This is a genomic window from Saccharibacter sp. 17.LH.SD (assembly GCF_009834805.1).
Classification (GTDB): Bacteria; Pseudomonadota; Alphaproteobacteria; order Acetobacterales; family Acetobacteraceae; genus Saccharibacter.
This window is the reverse complement of the sequence record NZ_WVHO01000011.1, coordinates 315084-331883: the sequence shown is the minus strand read 5'-3', so window position 1 is coordinate 331883 and position 16800 is coordinate 315084. Positions and strand designations below refer to the sequence as shown.

Below are 16800 nucleotides of genomic sequence, written 5' to 3'. Positions count from 1 at the left end.
TCTTAGACCCGCTGATTGGTGGTTATCGTTGTTGGGACTGCGTCTTTTGATGAAGCACTAAAACCGACATCATGACGGTAACCACCAATGAGGACAGAATGAATGTCGGATCCAAAATTCCGGACACGATCCATTGCGCCTTTATTACGGCGTGTTAGGAGGTTGTAGCCCAACACAGCTGGAACAGCTGTAGCAAGACCGATAGCTGTCATGATGAGGGATTCACCCACAGGCCCAGCCACTTTATCAATAGAGGCTTGCCCAGCGATACCGATAGCTGTGAGGGCGTGGTAAATACCCCAAACAGTTCCGAAAAGGCCGATAAAGGGTGATGTGGATCCTACGGTTCCAAGAAATGCCAATCCCCCTTGGAGACGGGTGTGAATTGTTTCAATTGAACGTTGGATAGACATAGCCGTCCAGGAATGGAGGTCAATGGAATCCCGCATGGAGCCTTCATGATGCTGGGCAGCAGCAATACCGGTTTCAGCAATGTAACGGAAAGGGGAGTCCGCTTTTAGCGTTTTAGCGCCGTTCTGAACGGAATCTTGTGTCCAAAAATTACGACCTGCATCTCGTGCTGCTTTAAAGACACGTGCTTGCTCGATGAATTTTGTGACAAGGATAATCCAGGTGCCGATCGACATTAAAGCCATGATGATGAGCACGCTGCGCGCAATGATGTCCCCGTTTTTCCAGAGGGCTTTTAAACCATAGGGGTTTTCTTGGGATGCACTATCCTCAGCTTTATCGCTTACAGGTGTTGCACTGACGGGCGTGCCATTGGCTGGAGTGTCTGTTGTAGGAGCACCCGCAGGTTGTTGTGTGGCAGTTGCTGAAGTTCCAGCGGGTGGCTCAGCTGGAGTAGCTCCGGCTGGAGGTGCTGCTGGCGTAGCTCCAACGGGAGGAGCTGCAGGCGCGGTGGGAGCTTGTGTTGCCTGGTTTGGCTGTGTCGTGCTCTGCGCCAAAGCTGTAGAAGCTGAAAGGCTGCCCAGCGCTAGAGTGAGAGCCAGGGCCGTACCAGTCACAGCGCGCGCCTTGGGCGAAGCAGGGGTTACAGGAAGGCGGAACAGTCTGGTCATGAATCCCATATCCTCGTCAAAGTCAGGCACCCGCTGGGAGAGAGGGTGCACCGGAAAGAGAGCCTATCCAAAGTATCTTTCCAGGGGTTCGAATGGCCCTTCTACCCAGCGGATAGAAGGTAAAACGATTTAAGTTACGTTAACGATCACCCGCAGAAGGTGAAAGTAGAGAAGAGGAAAGTTATTACTCGTCTCCTCCTAAGGTGAAGTCCACATGCAACACATGGTTATGTTCCACAACAGGTTGCCCATTAACGACGGCAGGCTGATAACGCACTCCAGAATTCTCTAGGAAGTCCATGGCACTCTCAGCAAAGTCGTGCCCACCTTTGACTTTCAAAATCTTACAATGGGCAGGGTGTCCATTGGCAAGAATATCACACGAGGCTGTCACAGAGCCCTCACGGTTCTCTTCTTGAGCATCCTGTGGATAATCAGGGTGAACATTGTTTAGAGGTGTGGCCCCTGCGACATGGTCACCTTCTGCCGAAGAACGTGATGGAGCATTAGATGCTGCACTTGTTGACGCAGGTGCAGGGCTTGGCGCCGGAGCAGGGTTTGCCGTCGTTGCCGGAGGTTGGGCCTTCGGAGGTTTGTGATGCGTCACATGCTGCATAGGGGGCTTCGGCGGCGGTGGCACGTTGATCTTTGGTGGCGGAATATATGGCGGCGGCGGCTGCACCATTGTAGGTGGCGGCGGCGGCGGTGGTGGCGGTGGCGGTGGTGATTCCGTAATGACGCGCGTCTGAATAGGCGCGTGGGGAGGCTCAGACTTGCTAATTGGATGGCGCGTCAGGGCATAAACCACCACGCCGATGGCCAAGGTGGCCACGACAACCGCGACAATATAGTCAGTCGGTTTGCGCTGTTGGGCGGCGTAGCTCTTCATTTCGAAACCTTCTTACCCCTTGTTTCCTACTTCCGCCTCGGCGCCTGCCTAGACAGTTTGGCCGGGCAGCGTGGCGGGTCAGGTTGCGTGTTGTCTTGACCCAGAACCAGCTTTTGCAATGAAACCGTCGGGCCCCACTTTCATACCGATCTGTTGAGGTCTGGAAAAGGGGATAACACGAAACATTACATAAGGACTGGTTGTCACCGATGTAGATTGGGCCAATATCACCCCTGAGAGTCAAGCGCTGCAAGTGTAATAAAATGTCGATTTTTGACGGGGGATCATTCTATTTGCTCATTTTTTGTGAAGGGTGATGAACAAAAAGGCGCGGTTTGCTTACGTTTCGGACGCGTTTCGAGTTGATATAACGATTTTATTATATGTGTGTTTTTTATTTTTAAAATAACTTTATAGAACGTGATTTTTTATGAATAACGTTTTGGAAGGGGAGAAAAGGCAAAAAGCTTTTCTCCCTGTATATCGATGTTAGGCGATATTACTGACTAATAGCGCTCGCATGAGAGCGGGTTGCGCTGACACGTTGTGCCAGAGAGGCCGCCATAAACTCATCGAGGTCACCATCAAGAACGGCGTCTGGATTGGTCTTCTCCGTATTCGTTCGGAGATCTTTAACCAATTGATAAGGGGCAAGAACATAAGAGCGGATCTGGTGCCCCCACCCGATATCTGTTTTTGCGGCTTCATCTGCTGCTGCTGCGGTTTCGCGACGCTGTAGTTCAGCTTCGTAGAGGCGCGCTCTGAGCATTTCCATGGCTGTTGCACGGTTGCGATGTTGTGAGCGGTCTGTTTGGCACGCGACGACGATCCCCGTTGGGATATGAGTGATTCGGATCGCTGAGTCCGTTTTATTAACGTGCTGCCCACCTGCACCAGAGGCGCGGAATGTGTCAACGCGTAGGTCTGAATCAAGAATTTCTACCTCAATGGTATCATCTACGACTGGGTAGACCCAAACAGACGCAAAGGATGTCTGGCGTCGTGCTGCAGCATCGAAAGGCGAAATACGGACAAGGCGGTGTACGCCAGCTTCTGTTTTAAGCCAACCATAAGCGTTGGGACCGCTGACAAGAATCGTTGCAGATTTAATACCGGCTTGCTCGCCATCACTGTTTTCCATCAGCGTGACTTTATAGCCATGTTTTTCAGCCCAACGTGTATACATGCGCAGCAGCATGAGCGCCCAATCTTGAGCCTCTGTTCCTCCAGCGCCAGAATTGACCTCTAGATAGCAGTCATTGCTGTCAGCTTCGCCAGAGAGGAGGCTTTCGGTCTCACGTTTCTGAGCTTCTGCGGCGAGTCGACGAAGTGTTGCAATAGCGTCTTGAATAACGTCGCTATCGCCTTCCATTTCGGCGAGTTCGACTAATTCCAGAGTGTTGCGTGTATCTGTTTCGATTTGTTCCACACCCTCAATTTGCCCAGCAAGCAGTGTCCGTTCACGCATGAGCTTTTGGGCAGAATCGGGGTCATTCCACAAATTTGGGTCTTCAGCCTGATGGTTTAATTCGGCTAGACGCGTTTTGGAGACATCCCAGTCAAAGATGCCTCCTCAGCAGTGCGATGGACTGCTTAATTTGTTCGGAGAGGGCTTCGGTCTCAGCCGACATCAGTCTTTCTCCAATAGAGAGTTATGAAAAGAAGAGCGTCAGTATAGCCCCCCTACGCCAATATCACCACCTTGTGATGAGTTCTTTTGCTCTGGTTGTCCCTTGGGGGCTGCTTCAGAAGCGTTTGAGGAAGACGTGTTATTGCTTTGAGGGGTAGTGGAACCAGGCATATCATCTTCTGATTCAGGGACCATATCGGCGCCATTATCTGCTGCTGTAAGGGCTTTCGTGCCAGAACCAAAGCCGTGTAGAACCACGGATGCACCAGGGATTTGTCCTGCTTTAAAGGCATCAGTCGCTGGAATTCGACCTGTATTATACTCTGCCAATGTTACGCCATCGGGCTCGGGGAAATCGAGTTTTGGACGTGATGCTAGGGCAACTTTCATGATCTCGTTCCAAATTGGGCCCGCAATATTACCACCGGTTTCATTCTTCCCGAGTGATTGTGGGGTGTCGTAACCAATCCATACAACGGTAACGAGATCTGGGGAGAAGCCTGCAAACCAGGCGTCGTGGTAATCTTGGCTCGTCCCTGTTTTCCCGGCAATAGGGCGGTTGATACCAATGCCTGCGCGGAAACCTGTCCCATGAGCGATAACATCGCGCATCATTGTTTGCATCTGGAAGGTGCTTTGTGGGCTGGCCAAAACAGGGCGCGGGTCATGAAGGATGGGGACGTTATTCTCAACGGTCAGGCTTTTGGTTGGGTCTGCGGCGCGCCAAATCACTTGCCCTTCAGGGTCTTGAATATAATCAATGAGACTTGGGGTGACGACATGACCGCCATTAGCAATGGCCGCATAAGCCCCAGCTTCACGTAAAACAGTGGTTTCAATGGCCCCAAGAGCCGCAGGAAGATAGGGGGGCATTGTATCAACAATCCCAGAACGGGTGGCGATACTGCTGACAGCATCCATTCCTAAATGAGCTGCGACACGGATGGTGACGAGGTTTCGGCTTTCTCGCAGGGCGTCGTGGAGCGTTGTTGCGCCCCAATTGTCGTGTTCGTAATTTTGTGGATGCCAATTGCCAAAAGAAATTGGAGAATCTTGGAATGTTTCGGATGGAGAAATATCATGCTCCATCGCGGCGAGATAGACGAGTGGTTTAAAAGAAGAGCCAGGCTGGCGAAGAGCTTGAGTGGCGCGGTTGAACTGGCTCTGTCGAAAGGACCAGCCACCTACCAAAGCGAGTACACGCCCTGTATGAGCATCCAGCGTAACAGTAGCCCCTTCGACGTGAGGAATTTGCTGAAGAGATACTTCGCCTCCACTCTGGGGCTCGATCATGACCAAGTCTCCAGGTTTGAGAAGGCGCATGCGTCGGCTCCATGTGATATCGGTGGAGCGGATGGTTGCTTGGCGCGGTTCGTGTTTTTCAAGCCAGCCGACAGTACCGTTCGGGGATAAAACGCAGGCAAGACGCCATGTGGTGAGCATGCCAAGAGGGGCTGGGTGATGAGCGAGTGCAGTGGCCCAGTCGTCGATGCTGCTGAGATGGGCTATGACACCATGCCAGCCTTCATGAGACCGTGCGTACTGAATCAAGCCATTTTGCAAGATATGTGTGCTGACTTGCTGAAGATGTGGGTCAAGGCTTGTGTGAACGTCCAACCCTCCCTCAGCTGTTTGGGCCTCGCCATATTGGGAGGTTAGTTGACGCCGAACTTCTGCAGAAAACCATTCCGTTGCGGGTAATGGTCCCATGCGTTGGCGGCTTTGGGGCACTAAAGGTTCTTGCTTTGCGTCTTCGGCTTCTTGTCGGGTGATCGCCCCAATTTCGGTCATACGGTCGAGTACCCAATTGCGGCGCCACAGAGCGGCTTTTGGGTGTAAGAATGGATTATAGTTAGTGGGTGATTTAGGCATGCTACCCAGCATGGCCGCTTCCGCATTGTCGAGTTGATCAAGAGTTTTATTGAAAAAAGCTTGTGCTGCGGCTTCAACACCATAAGCACCGTCGCCGAGGTAAATACCGTTAAGATAGATTTCTAAAATGCGATCTTTTGAAAGACTCTCTTCTATGCGAAGGGCCAGTATTGCTTCACGTGCTTTACGTCCCAGACTCAATACATTGTTGTTGAGCAACATGACTTTGGCGACTTGTTGCGTAATCGTGGAGGCCCCTAATGGGCGTTTGCCATGTCGGGCAAAAAGATCAGTAAGGCCTGCGCGAGCAATGGCGAAATAGTCTATCCCACCATGATGGTAAAAACTTTGATCCTCTGCGGCAATAAAGGCGTTTCGGACGCGTTGTGGAATGGCGCTGATGGGAACGTAAATACGACGTTCATGGGAGAGTTCGGCCATCAGACGGTCATCTGATGTATAAAGTCGACTGACGACAGGGGGATGATAATGCTGAAGTGCATTAATATCAGGGAGGTTTGCGCTGAGGTGGCCGTAGAGCCCCCAGGCCGCTAGGACGCTTCCTCCTAAACCGATCGTGGTGGTGCCGAGCAATAGAGCGAAGGCGATGCGTACACGACGAAAGCGTGGTGTACGAGCGGGTGAAGAGCCATCAGGGCGGAGAGGAGAACGCGTCATACCATACTTATAACATGGGCGAGGAGGAGACGGAAAGCTGGTCTAACCACCAGAATATTAGGAAATTATGTGGAAATTTTGGCTCCTATTCGAGGAAAGAAGGCTGTGATACCCTGGCTGCGGTATAAAATGAAATTTCTTACAGGATGAATTAATGATGTCCCAACGCCCCTCCGGTCGTGCAGCTGATGAGCTCCGTCCTTTATCGATTGAGCCAGGTTTTTCTCATCATGCTGAAGGGTCCGTGTTGATTCGTGCTGGTGGAACAGAAGTTTTATGCACGGCGTCTGTTGAAACACGTGTGCCGCCTTTTTTACGTGGTCAAGGGCAAGGTTGGATTACCGCTGAATATGGTATGCTTCCGCGTGCAACGCATACGCGTGGGTTGAGAGAAGCTGCGAAAGGGAAACAATCAGGCCGGACGCAGGAAATTCAGCGTCTTATTGGGCGCTCTCTTCGTGCGTGCGTGGACTTAAAAGCCTTAGGGGAATGTTCTATCACATTGGATTGCGATGTCTTGAACGCCGATGGTGGAACACGTTGTGCTTCAATTACAGGGGCGTGGGTGGCTCTGGCACAGGCATTAAAAGGAATGAAAAAATCCTTCGCTTTGACCGGGCAGGTGGCAGCTGTTTCATGCGGCCTTACCCAGGCAGGTGCTGTGTTAGATCTGGATTATAATGAAGATAGTTCAGCTCAAGCGGATACAAACTTCGTTTTAACGGCTGACGGTGGGATTGTTGAAGTCCAGGGAACGGCAGAGGATAAGCCATTCCGTCCTGAAGAGTTTATGCAGCTCTTTGCGTTGGCCCAAAAAGGCACGCATGAATTGTTTGAACTACAGCGCAAAGCATTAGAAGGGTAATCATTAATGGGTAATGCAGAAACAACGCGCCGATTGTCTAAAGGCGAGGAGATTGTTCTTGCCAGTCATAATGCTGGTAAGTTGCGAGAGTTTTCATCGCTTTTGGCGCCAAGCGGTGTTGTTGTGCGTTCTGCTGCTGCATTGAACTTACCAGAACCTGAAGAAGATGCGGATAGTTTCGAAGGAAACGCCTTGATCAAGGCGCGTGCAGCGGCTGAAGCGACAGGGTTTCCTGCGCTTGCGGATGATTCGGGCTTTTGTGTCGCAGCATTGGGTGATCGTCCTGGGGTATATTCAGCCCGCTGGGCGGGGCCCGATCGTGATATGAAGAAGGCAATGGCACGTGTAGAACGTGAATTGGCTGAAACGGGCTCGCAAGACCGTTCCGCATCTTTTAAGGTTGTGCTGTGCTTAGCATGGCCGGATGGGGCCTATCGCTTTGTCTCTGGCGCATGCCAAGGACGGGTTCATTTTCCAGCTCGTGGGACGCACGGGCATGGATATGATCCTATCTTTATCCCTGAAGGGGAAAGCCGGACATTTGCGGAGATGACCGAGGCAGAAAAAAATCGCTTCAGCCATCGTGGGCAAGCCGCAGAACGCTTTTTGAAAGAGTGTGTGGAGCCTTAGGGATAATCGGCTTTCTCATGTGTCGCTATATCATCAGTTTATGATGGGTTTTCATACACCAGGGTGTAGCCGGTTTCTTTTCTTTTGATATGCCCGAAACCACGTTCACGAAGATGCATTCCAGCAATTAACAATTGTTCCGAATGGGCAAGGTCAAGCAATGTTGTGCGTGTCTTTGCTGCAAGAAGTGGGTCTAAGTCGAAAGCGATCGATACATCTGGACGTGGAATTTGGATTTCCGGGAAATGGACGATGTCGCCCCAAATCAACAGGTTCTGTCCCTTAGATTCAAGTCGATATCCAGTATGCCCCGCGGTATGTCCCAATAGAGGCATAGCTGTCAGGCCAGGGGATACGTCGCCACCCTTGAAGAGGCGTAATTGATCTCGATATTTCTCAAATACCTGACGAGCTATCAGGAAATTTCCTTGAGTTCGTTCATTTGCACGGCTTAGATTTCCGTCGTTTTGCCAGAACTCGATTTCTTGTTGGTGGATAACAAGTTCTGCATTTGAGAAGATGGGGTTTCCATGTTTATTTAAAAGTCCAGCCACATGATCCGGATGGGCATGTGTTAGCAAAATAGTATCGATTTCATGGGGATGAACACCAATTTTTGAGAGATTATCCTCCAACAGGCCTCCCCATTGTTTAAAACCACCAGCTCCAGCATCAATAAGAACTGTGTGCCCTCTTCCGCGTATTAGGTAGCAATTTATATGAATGGTAGAGCTCTCTTTTATTCCTGCTACCTTTTCCATTTCTGCGACATATTTGGGTTCGATATTTGAAAGAAGACTTAGGTCAGCGGTGATATTTCCGTCACTAATCGCCGTGACTGTGAACTCTCCAATGTGCAGGCAAGGGAATTGTAAATCTGACATCATTTTTATTTCCTAGTCTTCAATTAGTTCAGGGTAGCCCAAATAGGGAGCGCTATCTGTATTTGGGGATTTCCCTCCAATGTGATGGCATAATGTTTGTCTAAGGAAACGCCTAGATGGATGAAAGATCATTGGCCTTCTTACATGTTGCTAAAGAGCTTATCGGGTTGGATGGCGGAATCATGATTAGGTCAGTGTAATGAATGGGTGCCCGTCAATTCCTATATCGTTATTGAGTATTTATCATGATAAACGGGTCATTTCCGTTCATATAACGATATTAGATCATTCTTTGATGACCTAATGTCATTAAAGAGCAAGGTCTATTCGTGCGTCGTAAAATACCAAGTAATTCTGCACTCATGGCTTTTGAAGCAGCTGCGCGTCACGGAAGCTTTTCCCGTGCAGCGAGTGAATTATCCCTGACAGAGGGAGCCATTAGTCGTCAAATTGCTCGGCTTGAGTCTTTTCTAGAGACGACATTGTTCGAGCGTGTTGGTAATCGTGTGCGGCTTCTTCCAAACGGGGAGCGTTATGCGGCTCAGGTGCGAGAAATACTTGACCGTTTAGAACGTGATAGTCAATTGCTCATGAGACAACCGAGTGGCAGCGCAAGCCTTGATATTGCGACCTTGCCAACTTTTGCGACAAGATGGTTAATTCCTCGATTAAGAGGCTTTGAGGAGCGTCATCCAAATATCACTATACATCTTGCAGAGCGAATGGACCCTTTCGTGCTTACAGGGAGTGGTTTTGATGCGGCAATTCATTTTGATCATCCGGCGTGGGCAGGAATGCGGATTCATCATCTATTGAACGAGGTGTTGATCCCTGTTTGTCATCCAGCTCTTTTAGAGAGAAAAAAAACAAACATACTCGATGACTTACCGCGTCTTCATAGGTGGCAAAATCCGGATGCATGGCATCAATATGCACAGGACACTGGCCTTACATTGACAAATCCCGCAATCGGCGCCCGTTACGATCTGCATATCATGTTAATTGAAGCTGCGTTATCGGAGCTCGGCGTTGCGCTGGTGCCCCGTTTGTATGTCGAACGTGACTTATTGGATGGTCGTCTGATTGCCCCTTGGCCTGCGAGTAATGTACTTTCTAAGACATTCTGTCTCATTTTGCCTGAACCTCTTAGGTTAAGTCGTACGCCAATTCAAAATTTTGCACATTGGCTTATCCAAGAGGCCAAGTCGGCAGGCGGTCATAGCGTAAATATTTCTCAAACTTGAGGTTTGATGGTAGGGTATTTGTAAGTAATTTCATGTAGTTAAATACAAAAATAATATTAATTTTTGAATGATATCAACGTTGAAGGGGCCTTCAAAAATACAGCCCCTTCATTACGCTAACTTAATAGCAGCAAATAATTATTTGCCTTTTCCTTGGTTAGCAACAGCTGCTGCACGTGCAGCAATCTCTTCAGCGTTGCCAAGGTAGTAATGCTTCACAGGTTTGAAGTTCTCGTCGAATTCATAAACCAGTGGTGCACCTGTTGGAATGTTTACATCAATAATAGCCTCATCACTGATGTTATCGATGTATTTCACAAGTGCACGTAGTGAATTACCGTGAGCAGCGATAATAACCTTTTCGCCATTCTTTAGGCGTGGAAGAATAACGGTCTCCCAGTAAGGAATAACGCGCTCAATGGTAAGCGCAAGGCTCTCTGTTGTTGGCAATTGCTGTGGCGTTAGTTTTGCGTAACGTGGGTCTTTTCCAGGGAAACGCTCATCGTCCCGCTCAAGAGCTGGTGGGGTTACAGCGAAACCACGACGCCATTGCTTAACTTGATCTTCGCCGTATTTAGCAGCGGTTTCAGCTTTGTTGAGGCCCTGAAGTGCACCATAATGACGCTCATTAAGGCGCCATGACTTCTCCACTGGCAACCAAGGTTGGTTTACGGCATCAAGCACGTTCCACAATGTGTGGATAGCCCGCTTTAGAACGGATGTGTAAGCATAATCGAAAGAAAAACCTTCTTTCTTTAGCAGTTCACCAGCGGCTTTGGCTTCCTGGCGGCCCTTGTCTGACAGTTCAGCGTCATACCAACCAGTAAAGCGGTTTTCTTTGTTCCATTCACTTTCGCCGTGGCGAACCAGAACTAATTTTGTGATAGCCATGGCTAACCTCCTTACTTCCCGTTAGCGATTCCACAGAGAGTGTGGGATCGGGTTACGCTCTATCTGTCTTGGTGAGAAGAGCGCGTTGCCGCAGGCATGCTAATCCAAAATAATGCTTTGCGTAAGGTATGTCTGTTATGCGGCGCTTGCTGAAGTCTCAGGTGAGATTCAGGCCATGGGGACTAAGTTCCAAAGAGCAAAAGAAACGCTTGTGGTATGATAGAGTGCAATAACGATCATTGAGTTTCGGTTATTGTGAATATAAACTAAAATATGTCGTTTATTTTTCATTAAACAAAAAAATATAGTTATATATTATGTGGGAGGGGATGTGCGGGTTATTTTTGGATGCCGAGATGTATGCCAGGCCGTGCAGGTTGCGCTCTTGTTAGGGAGTGTCTCGGTGCGTGCTGAGGCTTCAGAGCAGCATAATCCTCCCGCTGTTGAAATATATCCACAAGCTGGTGTGATTGGTCAGCCACGTCGTGTGAGTGAGCAACAGAATAGATCGCGGAAGCGCCATCAGGGGGAATGGGGGCGCTTTAATATGGGAAATGGAGAATTCGCTGGGTTCGGTCCTGTTGGTGTGTATGGCGTGGCGCCTTGGGCGGAAGATTGGAGTGATCTTCGCGATACATCGCGGCGGCATGATCTCTTTGATCCATTAAAATTTATTGCCTTAAATAATCGGCGGACCATTTGGCTTTCTTTCTCAGGGGAAAGTCGTGTGCGTTATTGGTATGAAGCACAACCGCGTTTAGGGACGGTTGGCCATCAAGGGGCGGGACGGCTAACGACACGTAATCTGCTTGGGGCTGATTTGCATTTGGGGGAACATATTCGTTTATTTGGCCAGCTTAATAATGGCACGGCGGCGGGATGGCGTTATTATGGATATAATGCAACATGGCGTCGTCGCTTAGGGGCTGAGCAGTTTTTTGTTGAAGTAAAAGGAAAAATTGCAGGGGCTCATGCTGGAGTGATGGTTGGCCGTCAACAATTCCTCGATGCTCCTTCTTGGCTTATTTATAATGCTGAAACGCCCAATGTTCCACAAAGTTGGAATGGTATAAGAGGGTATGCTCTATGGAATTCATTTCGGCTTGATGCCTATAATTTTATAGGAACACAGATAACGCGTGACCACATTATGGGCGGTGGTTTTGATGATGGAACGCGCCTTTATGGCGTGGATGCTTCGACGGCTTTACCGGCATTTAAGTTGGGTCATGAAACGGTAAGGTCTTTTCTTGATTTGTTTTGGATGGGCTTTCGTTTTCAAGGGAAACAAGCGCAGGTTTTTTGCCTTGAGAAGGAGATTGCTGGGACGCAAACACGGCAGAATATAGGCTTTCGGTGGTATGGGAATGCGCCTGATTTCGAGTACGATTTTAGTGCAGACTATCAAACTGGACGTTTTTTCTCAGCAAAAGAGGGAGGCAATCGTCCAATCAGTGCCTATGCTGGGCGTGCCATCGTAGGATGGCGGCATTCTGTTTCGTCTTTGCATCCATTTTTGGGGGTGCAGGCCGAGATTTATTCTGGGACACGCTCGCAGCGTCAGCATGGTGATATTGAAGGATTTGTTGCTCCGTTTTCACCTCGCAATGGAACCTACGATGTGTCACGGACGTTTGCTCGATCTAACTTAATGAATATTGGTCCTACGATGAGCATTGCGCCAAGTTCTTATCTGACTTTTCATCTCTATGTTCCCTTCTTGTGGCGTCAACGGATGAGCGATGGCGTTTATAGTTCCTCGGGGCGTTATAATTTCTTAAGTGGTCGTTCGTTACGTCAAGCGGGGCGTTGGGTGGGGTGCTTAATACAAGCGAGTATGGCGGTGCAATTAACACAGCATTTGAATTACCGTGTTGATGGTGGGAGTATTGAAATGTCGAAGGGAATGCGCCGTGCTGGCGCCAAAAATGGAACTTTTATGCTCTCAACTCTGACGTTTCGATTCTAGAATCTCACCAGTGAGCAAGAAAATTATAAGTCATGCTATTTCTTTATGTTATAATATAACATAACAATCGTAGTTGTGAGATATAGCTATGGTGAATGGAGTTGATCTATGGGGCGTTCTGGTGTTTTGGTCCGTTGGTGGTACGGGTCATTATTCAGTGTGTGTCTTATAGGGAACGTGCCATTTTCTTGGGCTGATGATGTGGAGACAATCCGTGTAACAGCGTCACGGTTAGATCGAGCACGAGAAGCGTTGCAGCCTTCTATCGGAGCGACACAAACCCATTTTTCTCGTCAAGCGATTGAAGCGAATCCAGGTGGCGATAATGCCGGTTTGAACAGCGTCTTGTTACAAGCGCCGGGTGTGACACAGGATAGTTACGGGCAGCTCCATATTCGTGGAGATCACAATAATATACAATTCCGTCTTGATGGTGTTGCCTTACCGGAAGGGGTGAGTGTTTTTGGGCAGGCGCTTATGACACGTTTCGCTCATGATATGAGTTTAACGACGGGCGTTTTGCCAGCACAGTATGGGTTTCGTCAGGCAGGGGTCATTGATCTAAAAACAAAGAATGGTTTTGACGATCAAGGTGCGACGCTTTCTCTTTACGGAGGGGCGCGTGATTATTTGCAGCCATCTGTGCAATATGGCGGACATCGGGGAAAGTGGGATGGTTTTTTCACGGTAGATGCCGTGCATAATCGTGTCGGAATTGAGAATACAACATCGAAATTTACAGCGTTACATGATTTGTCGAATCAATATCACATATTAGGGCATCTGCGTTACACGCTTCGGCCTGAAACACGTTTTAGTCTCACAGCAGGTGTTTCTAATGCGTGGTATCAGCTCCCGAATAATCCAGGGCAGCAACGCCAGTTTGCAACGCCTTTCTTTAAAGAACAGGGGATTTCCCCGCAGGCGGCGAATGTTGATAGTAGTGCCCTTGATGAGCATCAACAGGAGCTAACAGATTTTGCTATTCTATCATGGCAAGAAAATCATACGCGTTTTAGTGCACAGACATCAGCGATTATACGCTACAGTTCACTGCGATACTCGCCTGATCTCGTCGGCGACTTAGTGTATAATGGGATTGCTCAACGCGCTTCACGGTCCGTTTTTTCATCTGGCGTACAAAATGATAGCAAATGGAAAATAGGGTGGGGCCATATTTTACGGGCAGGCTTCCAGGCTTATGGTGAGCGTAATACCACAAAAACAGACTCTCTTGTTTACCCCGTAACGGATGGCCTTATTGGTGATGTTCCAATGCGTGTTCATGATGGGTCAGGAAAAACCGGCGTCCTCTATGGTGCTTATGTGCAAGATGAATGGAGCCTCCTACCACATCTAACGCTTAACACAGGGTTACGTTTCGATGGGGTGCGGGAATATGTGAATGCCCATCAATTAAGCCCTCGTATCACGCTGGTATGGGAGCCATGGAGAGGAGGGCGTTTCCATGCAGGGTATGCCCGTTACTTTACGCCCCCGCCTTTTGAAACATTGGGGAATACGTCACTCGGGAAATTCGCAGATACGTCAGCGGCTCCGGAGAATTTTCAAAATGATAAAGTAAAAGCCGAGCGTGATCATTATTTTGATGCAGGCTTTATGCAAGAGATCAAACCCGGGTGGCATGTGGGATTTGATGCTTATCTTAAGCGTGCCAGAAATATGATCGATGAGGGTCAGTTCGGCGCGCCTGTTATTCTGACAGCGTATAATTATCGCCGCGGGAAAGTGCATGGCTATGAATTAACCACAGATTATACATCTGGACCGCTCACCTTGTATGGTAGTATGGCATGGTCACGTGCCATGGGCAAAGATATTACGTCAGCACAATGGAATTTTGATTCAGACGATCTAGCTTATATGCGCCATAACTGGGTGCATCTAGACCATGACCAACGTTGGACGGCCTCGGCAGGTGGGAATTATAGTTTTTTCTACAAAACAAATCATCCATTACAACTCTCAGCGAGTATGGTGTATGGAAGCGGTTTGAGAAAGGATAGATCACTCCCTAGTGGAAGTGATATTCCTAATGGGGCTTCTGTGCCTAACTACGTAACGTTCAATCTTAGTCTTGTGCAAACCCTCAAAGGAATTTCTTGGTTAGGCAATGGGCGTACACAATTTCGCGTGGACGTGATCAATTTGTTCGACAAGCGCTATATGTTGCGTGATGGAAGTGGCATCGGCGTAGGGGCCCCACAATATGGGCTGCGTCGCACAATTATGGGGGGAATATCCTACACACTTTAGAGGATTTTAAAATGGAGCGGCTGTTATGACGTCGCGCCATTATTTTATTGTGTGTTGAGAGTAATTTTGCTCAGCTACTAACCGAGAGTTGTAAGGGGAGGGGCTGAGATGTCTGTCACGTGGTCAGAAGATACGTATTATGGTTTCCCAATGAGTAAACATCCAATCAGTGGGGCCATGAATACGGGGAGTATTTATGCCCCCCAAAATGAAGAGTCTGGCTCAGGATATTCAGGATATATAGGCGTGCCGAATACCGCTGGTGTGGTGTCTATTATCGTCCCAAAAGGCACAGAGCTGAAAGAAAGTGGCGGCTCTATTACCGTAACAGTTCTTCTCAATGATGATTCCTATATTGCACAAACAGATTTTTATGAAGCGCCCTATCGTCGTAGTTTCCAAATGACTCTCAATTACTCTGGATATCAAGATTATTATCCAAAAGGTTCAAAAAATCCTGTTCCTGCGCTGTTTTTTACATACGGAAATATTTTAGATACCGGCATTATTATGGAGGATGGAAGCACAGGAACGTGGGATAAAGGGGAAGGTATTATTAATGAACCAAAGACTATTAAGGATTACTTTACAGCAGATGCTGGGAATAAGGGGCATTTCATTGCGTTAATGCCAACCTATGAGACGTCTCCCCCCACATCAGCAGGGTCAACAAATATTAATCCTGGTCTTCCGAGTGAGACGATATGTTTCTTAGCGGGTGCTGAGATTAAAATGTCTGAGGGTATCAAAATAATTGAGGAGGTTACTCCGGGTGACATGGTCGTCACGTATTACAGGGGGAAAGAAAATTTCCAAAAAGTGATTTCTGTCAGTAAGGCTCATGTCGCTGTTTTAACGGAGGATGATCAGCCTGTTTGTCTAAAAGCGCATTCTTTGGCCGATCATGTGCCCTATAAAGATCTTTTCCTCACAGGGGAGCATTGCCTCTATCTGGAAGGGGTTTTGATCCCTGCGCGTATGCTTGTTAATGGCCAATCTATTGTGAGAGATCATTCACTTTCTGGTTATGATATTTATCACATTGAATGTGAGGAACATGCGGTTATTTGTGCCAATGGTGCTTATACGGAGACGTATCTTGATACGTCACGTCGTGTTAGCCGCTATGGGAATATTATTGAAATAGGCCAGAAAAAATGGAGCAAGGATGCGGCTGCGTCACTTGTGACGCAAAGAGATGTTGTTGAGCCTATTTGGCAGGAGATTGCACAACGAGCAGGGGTGGGAGTTCCGTCGTATGAAGTGACATATGAGGCTGAGCTTTCTCTCCTGACGGAGCGGGGGACGCGTATCCGACCTTATCGCATGAGAAATGGTCATTACCTTTTTCATATTCCATCGCATATTGGTAATGTACGTCTCATGTCACGGACATCACGCCCTTCTGATCTCATCGGACCGTTTGTTGATGATCGACGTGATTTGGGAGTTCTCGTTGGCGATATCCAGCTCTTTCATGGGGATGTATCCAGTGCGATAGAAATCCCATATCAGGAAGATAAACTACCGGGATGGGATGTGATGGAGGTGTCTCACTGTCGCTGGACAAATGGCGTGGCGCTTCTTCCCCTTCCTCAGCTCGTAGAAGCTGGTGTTTTGAGTCTTCACATTCTACAAGCTGGCCCTTATCTTCCCGAACAATCTGGAGAGCGATCCGCCGCATGAATTGATCAGATGTTCTGTTGGCAGTTATTTTTAGAATTCATGGTGTATTAATAGGCAGGTATTAAGCTGTCTATTTGCGGAGTATATTGAGTTTTCAAGACAACATGAGTGCAGCTGCCACTGCGAATGAATTTTATACGCCTCCACCTGGTTCCATTATTAATGCTATATTTTATATTAGTTTCGATACGGGTGTAGTAAGT

Annotated in this window: 12 protein-coding genes; 6 read left to right on the top strand and 6 right to left on the bottom strand. The window is 48.3% G+C overall.

Annotated features, from left to right (window positions below):
- Nucleotides 1-2: 2 nt before the first annotated feature.
- The 4 genes from GS501_RS08215 to GS501_RS08200 form a co-directional block, all read right to left on the bottom strand.
- Nucleotides 3-1082, bottom strand: coding sequence for a MotA/TolQ/ExbB proton channel family protein (locus GS501_RS08215; protein ID WP_160831370.1), 1080 nt, complete (start codon nucleotides 1080-1082; stop codon nucleotides 3-5).
- Nucleotides 1083-1266: 184 nt separating this feature from the next.
- Entirely contained in the window at nucleotides 1267-1971 is a 705-nt protein-coding gene (locus tag GS501_RS10085) for an energy transducer TonB (RefSeq protein ID WP_160831369.1), read from the bottom strand.
- Between the two features lie 499 nt (nucleotides 1972-2470).
- Nucleotides 2471-3602 (bottom strand): peptide chain release factor 2 gene (gene prfB, locus GS501_RS08205; RefSeq protein WP_160831368.1). Its coding sequence is split into 2 segments (ribosomal slippage): nucleotides 2471-3532 and nucleotides 3534-3602, totalling 1131 coding nucleotides; the frame shifts between segments, so codons are not numbered across the junction.
- Between the two features lie 38 nt (nucleotides 3603-3640).
- The gene (locus GS501_RS08200; protein WP_160831367.1) at nucleotides 3641-6151 is read right to left on the bottom strand and encodes a penicillin-binding protein 1A; all 2511 of its coding nucleotides are present in this window, start codon (nucleotides 6149-6151) and stop codon (nucleotides 3641-3643) included.
- 157 nt (nucleotides 6152-6308) lie between these two features.
- Between GS501_RS08200 and rph the strand changes: the two genes are divergently transcribed.
- Together rph and rdgB are read left to right on the top strand one after the other, a co-directional pair.
- The gene (gene rph / locus GS501_RS08195; protein ID WP_160831466.1) at nucleotides 6309-7016 is read left to right on the top strand and encodes a ribonuclease PH; all 708 of its coding nucleotides are present in this window, start codon (nucleotides 6309-6311) and stop codon (nucleotides 7014-7016) included.
- 6 nt (nucleotides 7017-7022) lie between these two features.
- Complete coding sequence (gene rdgB, locus GS501_RS08190) at nucleotides 7023-7646, top strand: RdgB/HAM1 family non-canonical purine NTP pyrophosphatase (protein WP_160831366.1); 624 nt, start codon at nucleotides 7023-7025, stop codon at nucleotides 7644-7646.
- Between the two features lie 38 nt (nucleotides 7647-7684).
- On the opposite strand, the gene GS501_RS08185 is transcribed toward rdgB, so the two are convergent.
- Nucleotides 7685-8533: an MBL fold metallo-hydrolase gene (locus tag GS501_RS08185; protein ID WP_237442480.1), complete on the bottom strand. Its 849-nt coding sequence runs from the start codon at nucleotides 8531-8533 to the stop codon at nucleotides 7685-7687.
- Nucleotides 8534-8859: 326 nt separating this feature from the next.
- Between GS501_RS08185 and GS501_RS08180 the strand changes: the two genes are divergently transcribed.
- Nucleotides 8860-9774 (top strand): LysR substrate-binding domain-containing protein, encoded by a 915-nt coding sequence (locus GS501_RS08180; protein ID WP_160831365.1) that lies wholly within the window; start codon nucleotides 8860-8862, stop codon nucleotides 9772-9774.
- Between the two features lie 138 nt (nucleotides 9775-9912).
- Here the strand turns inward: GS501_RS08180 and gpmA are convergent, their stop codons facing one another.
- Complete coding sequence (gene gpmA / locus GS501_RS08175) at nucleotides 9913-10665, bottom strand: 2,3-diphosphoglycerate-dependent phosphoglycerate mutase (protein ID WP_160831364.1); 753 nt, start codon at nucleotides 10663-10665, stop codon at nucleotides 9913-9915.
- Nucleotides 10666-10996: 331 nt separating this feature from the next.
- Between gpmA and GS501_RS08170 the strand changes: the two genes are divergently transcribed.
- The 3 genes from GS501_RS08170 to GS501_RS08160 all read left to right on the top strand — a co-directional run bounded on the left by GS501_RS08170 (nucleotide 10997) and on the right by GS501_RS08160 (nucleotide 16597).
- Nucleotides 10997-12634 (top strand): alginate export family protein, encoded by a 1638-nt coding sequence (locus tag GS501_RS08170; RefSeq protein ID WP_160831363.1) that lies wholly within the window; start codon nucleotides 10997-10999, stop codon nucleotides 12632-12634.
- A 108-nt stretch (nucleotides 12635-12742) separates the two neighbouring features.
- Nucleotides 12743-14911, top strand: coding sequence for a TonB-dependent receptor (locus GS501_RS08165; RefSeq protein WP_160831362.1), 2169 nt, complete (start codon nucleotides 12743-12745; stop codon nucleotides 14909-14911).
- 108 nt (nucleotides 14912-15019) lie between these two features.
- The gene (locus tag GS501_RS08160) at nucleotides 15020-16597 is read left to right on the top strand and encodes a Hint domain-containing protein (protein WP_160831361.1); all 1578 of its coding nucleotides are present in this window, start codon (nucleotides 15020-15022) and stop codon (nucleotides 16595-16597) included.
- Nucleotides 16598-16800 lie beyond the last annotated feature (203 nt).

Coding starts and splice junctions, on each gene's coding strand:
- GS501_RS08215 (WP_160831370.1), bottom strand. CDS start 1,082: ATGACCAGACTGTTCCGCCTTCCTGTAACCCCTGCTTCGCCCAAGGCG.
- GS501_RS10085 (WP_160831369.1), bottom strand. CDS start 1,971: ATGAAGAGCTACGCCGCCCAACAGCGCAAACCGACTGACTATATTGTC.
- GS501_RS08200 (WP_160831367.1), bottom strand. CDS start 6,151: ATGACGCGTTCTCCTCTCCGCCCTGATGGCTCTTCACCCGCTCGTACA.
- rph (WP_160831466.1), top strand. CDS start 6,309: ATGTCCCAACGCCCCTCCGGTCGTGCAGCTGATGAGCTCCGTCCTTTA.
- rdgB (WP_160831366.1), top strand. CDS start 7,023: ATGGGTAATGCAGAAACAACGCGCCGATTGTCTAAAGGCGAGGAGATT.
- GS501_RS08185 (WP_237442480.1), bottom strand. CDS start 8,533: ATGATGTCAGATTTACAATTCCCTTGCCTGCACATTGGAGAGTTCACA.
- gpmA (WP_160831364.1), bottom strand. CDS start 10,665: ATGGCTATCACAAAATTAGTTCTGGTTCGCCACGGCGAAAGTGAATGG.
- GS501_RS08165 (WP_160831362.1), top strand. CDS start 12,743: ATGGGGCGTTCTGGTGTTTTGGTCCGTTGGTGGTACGGGTCATTATTC.
- GS501_RS08160 (WP_160831361.1), top strand. CDS start 15,020: ATGTCTGTCACGTGGTCAGAAGATACGTATTATGGTTTCCCAATGAGT.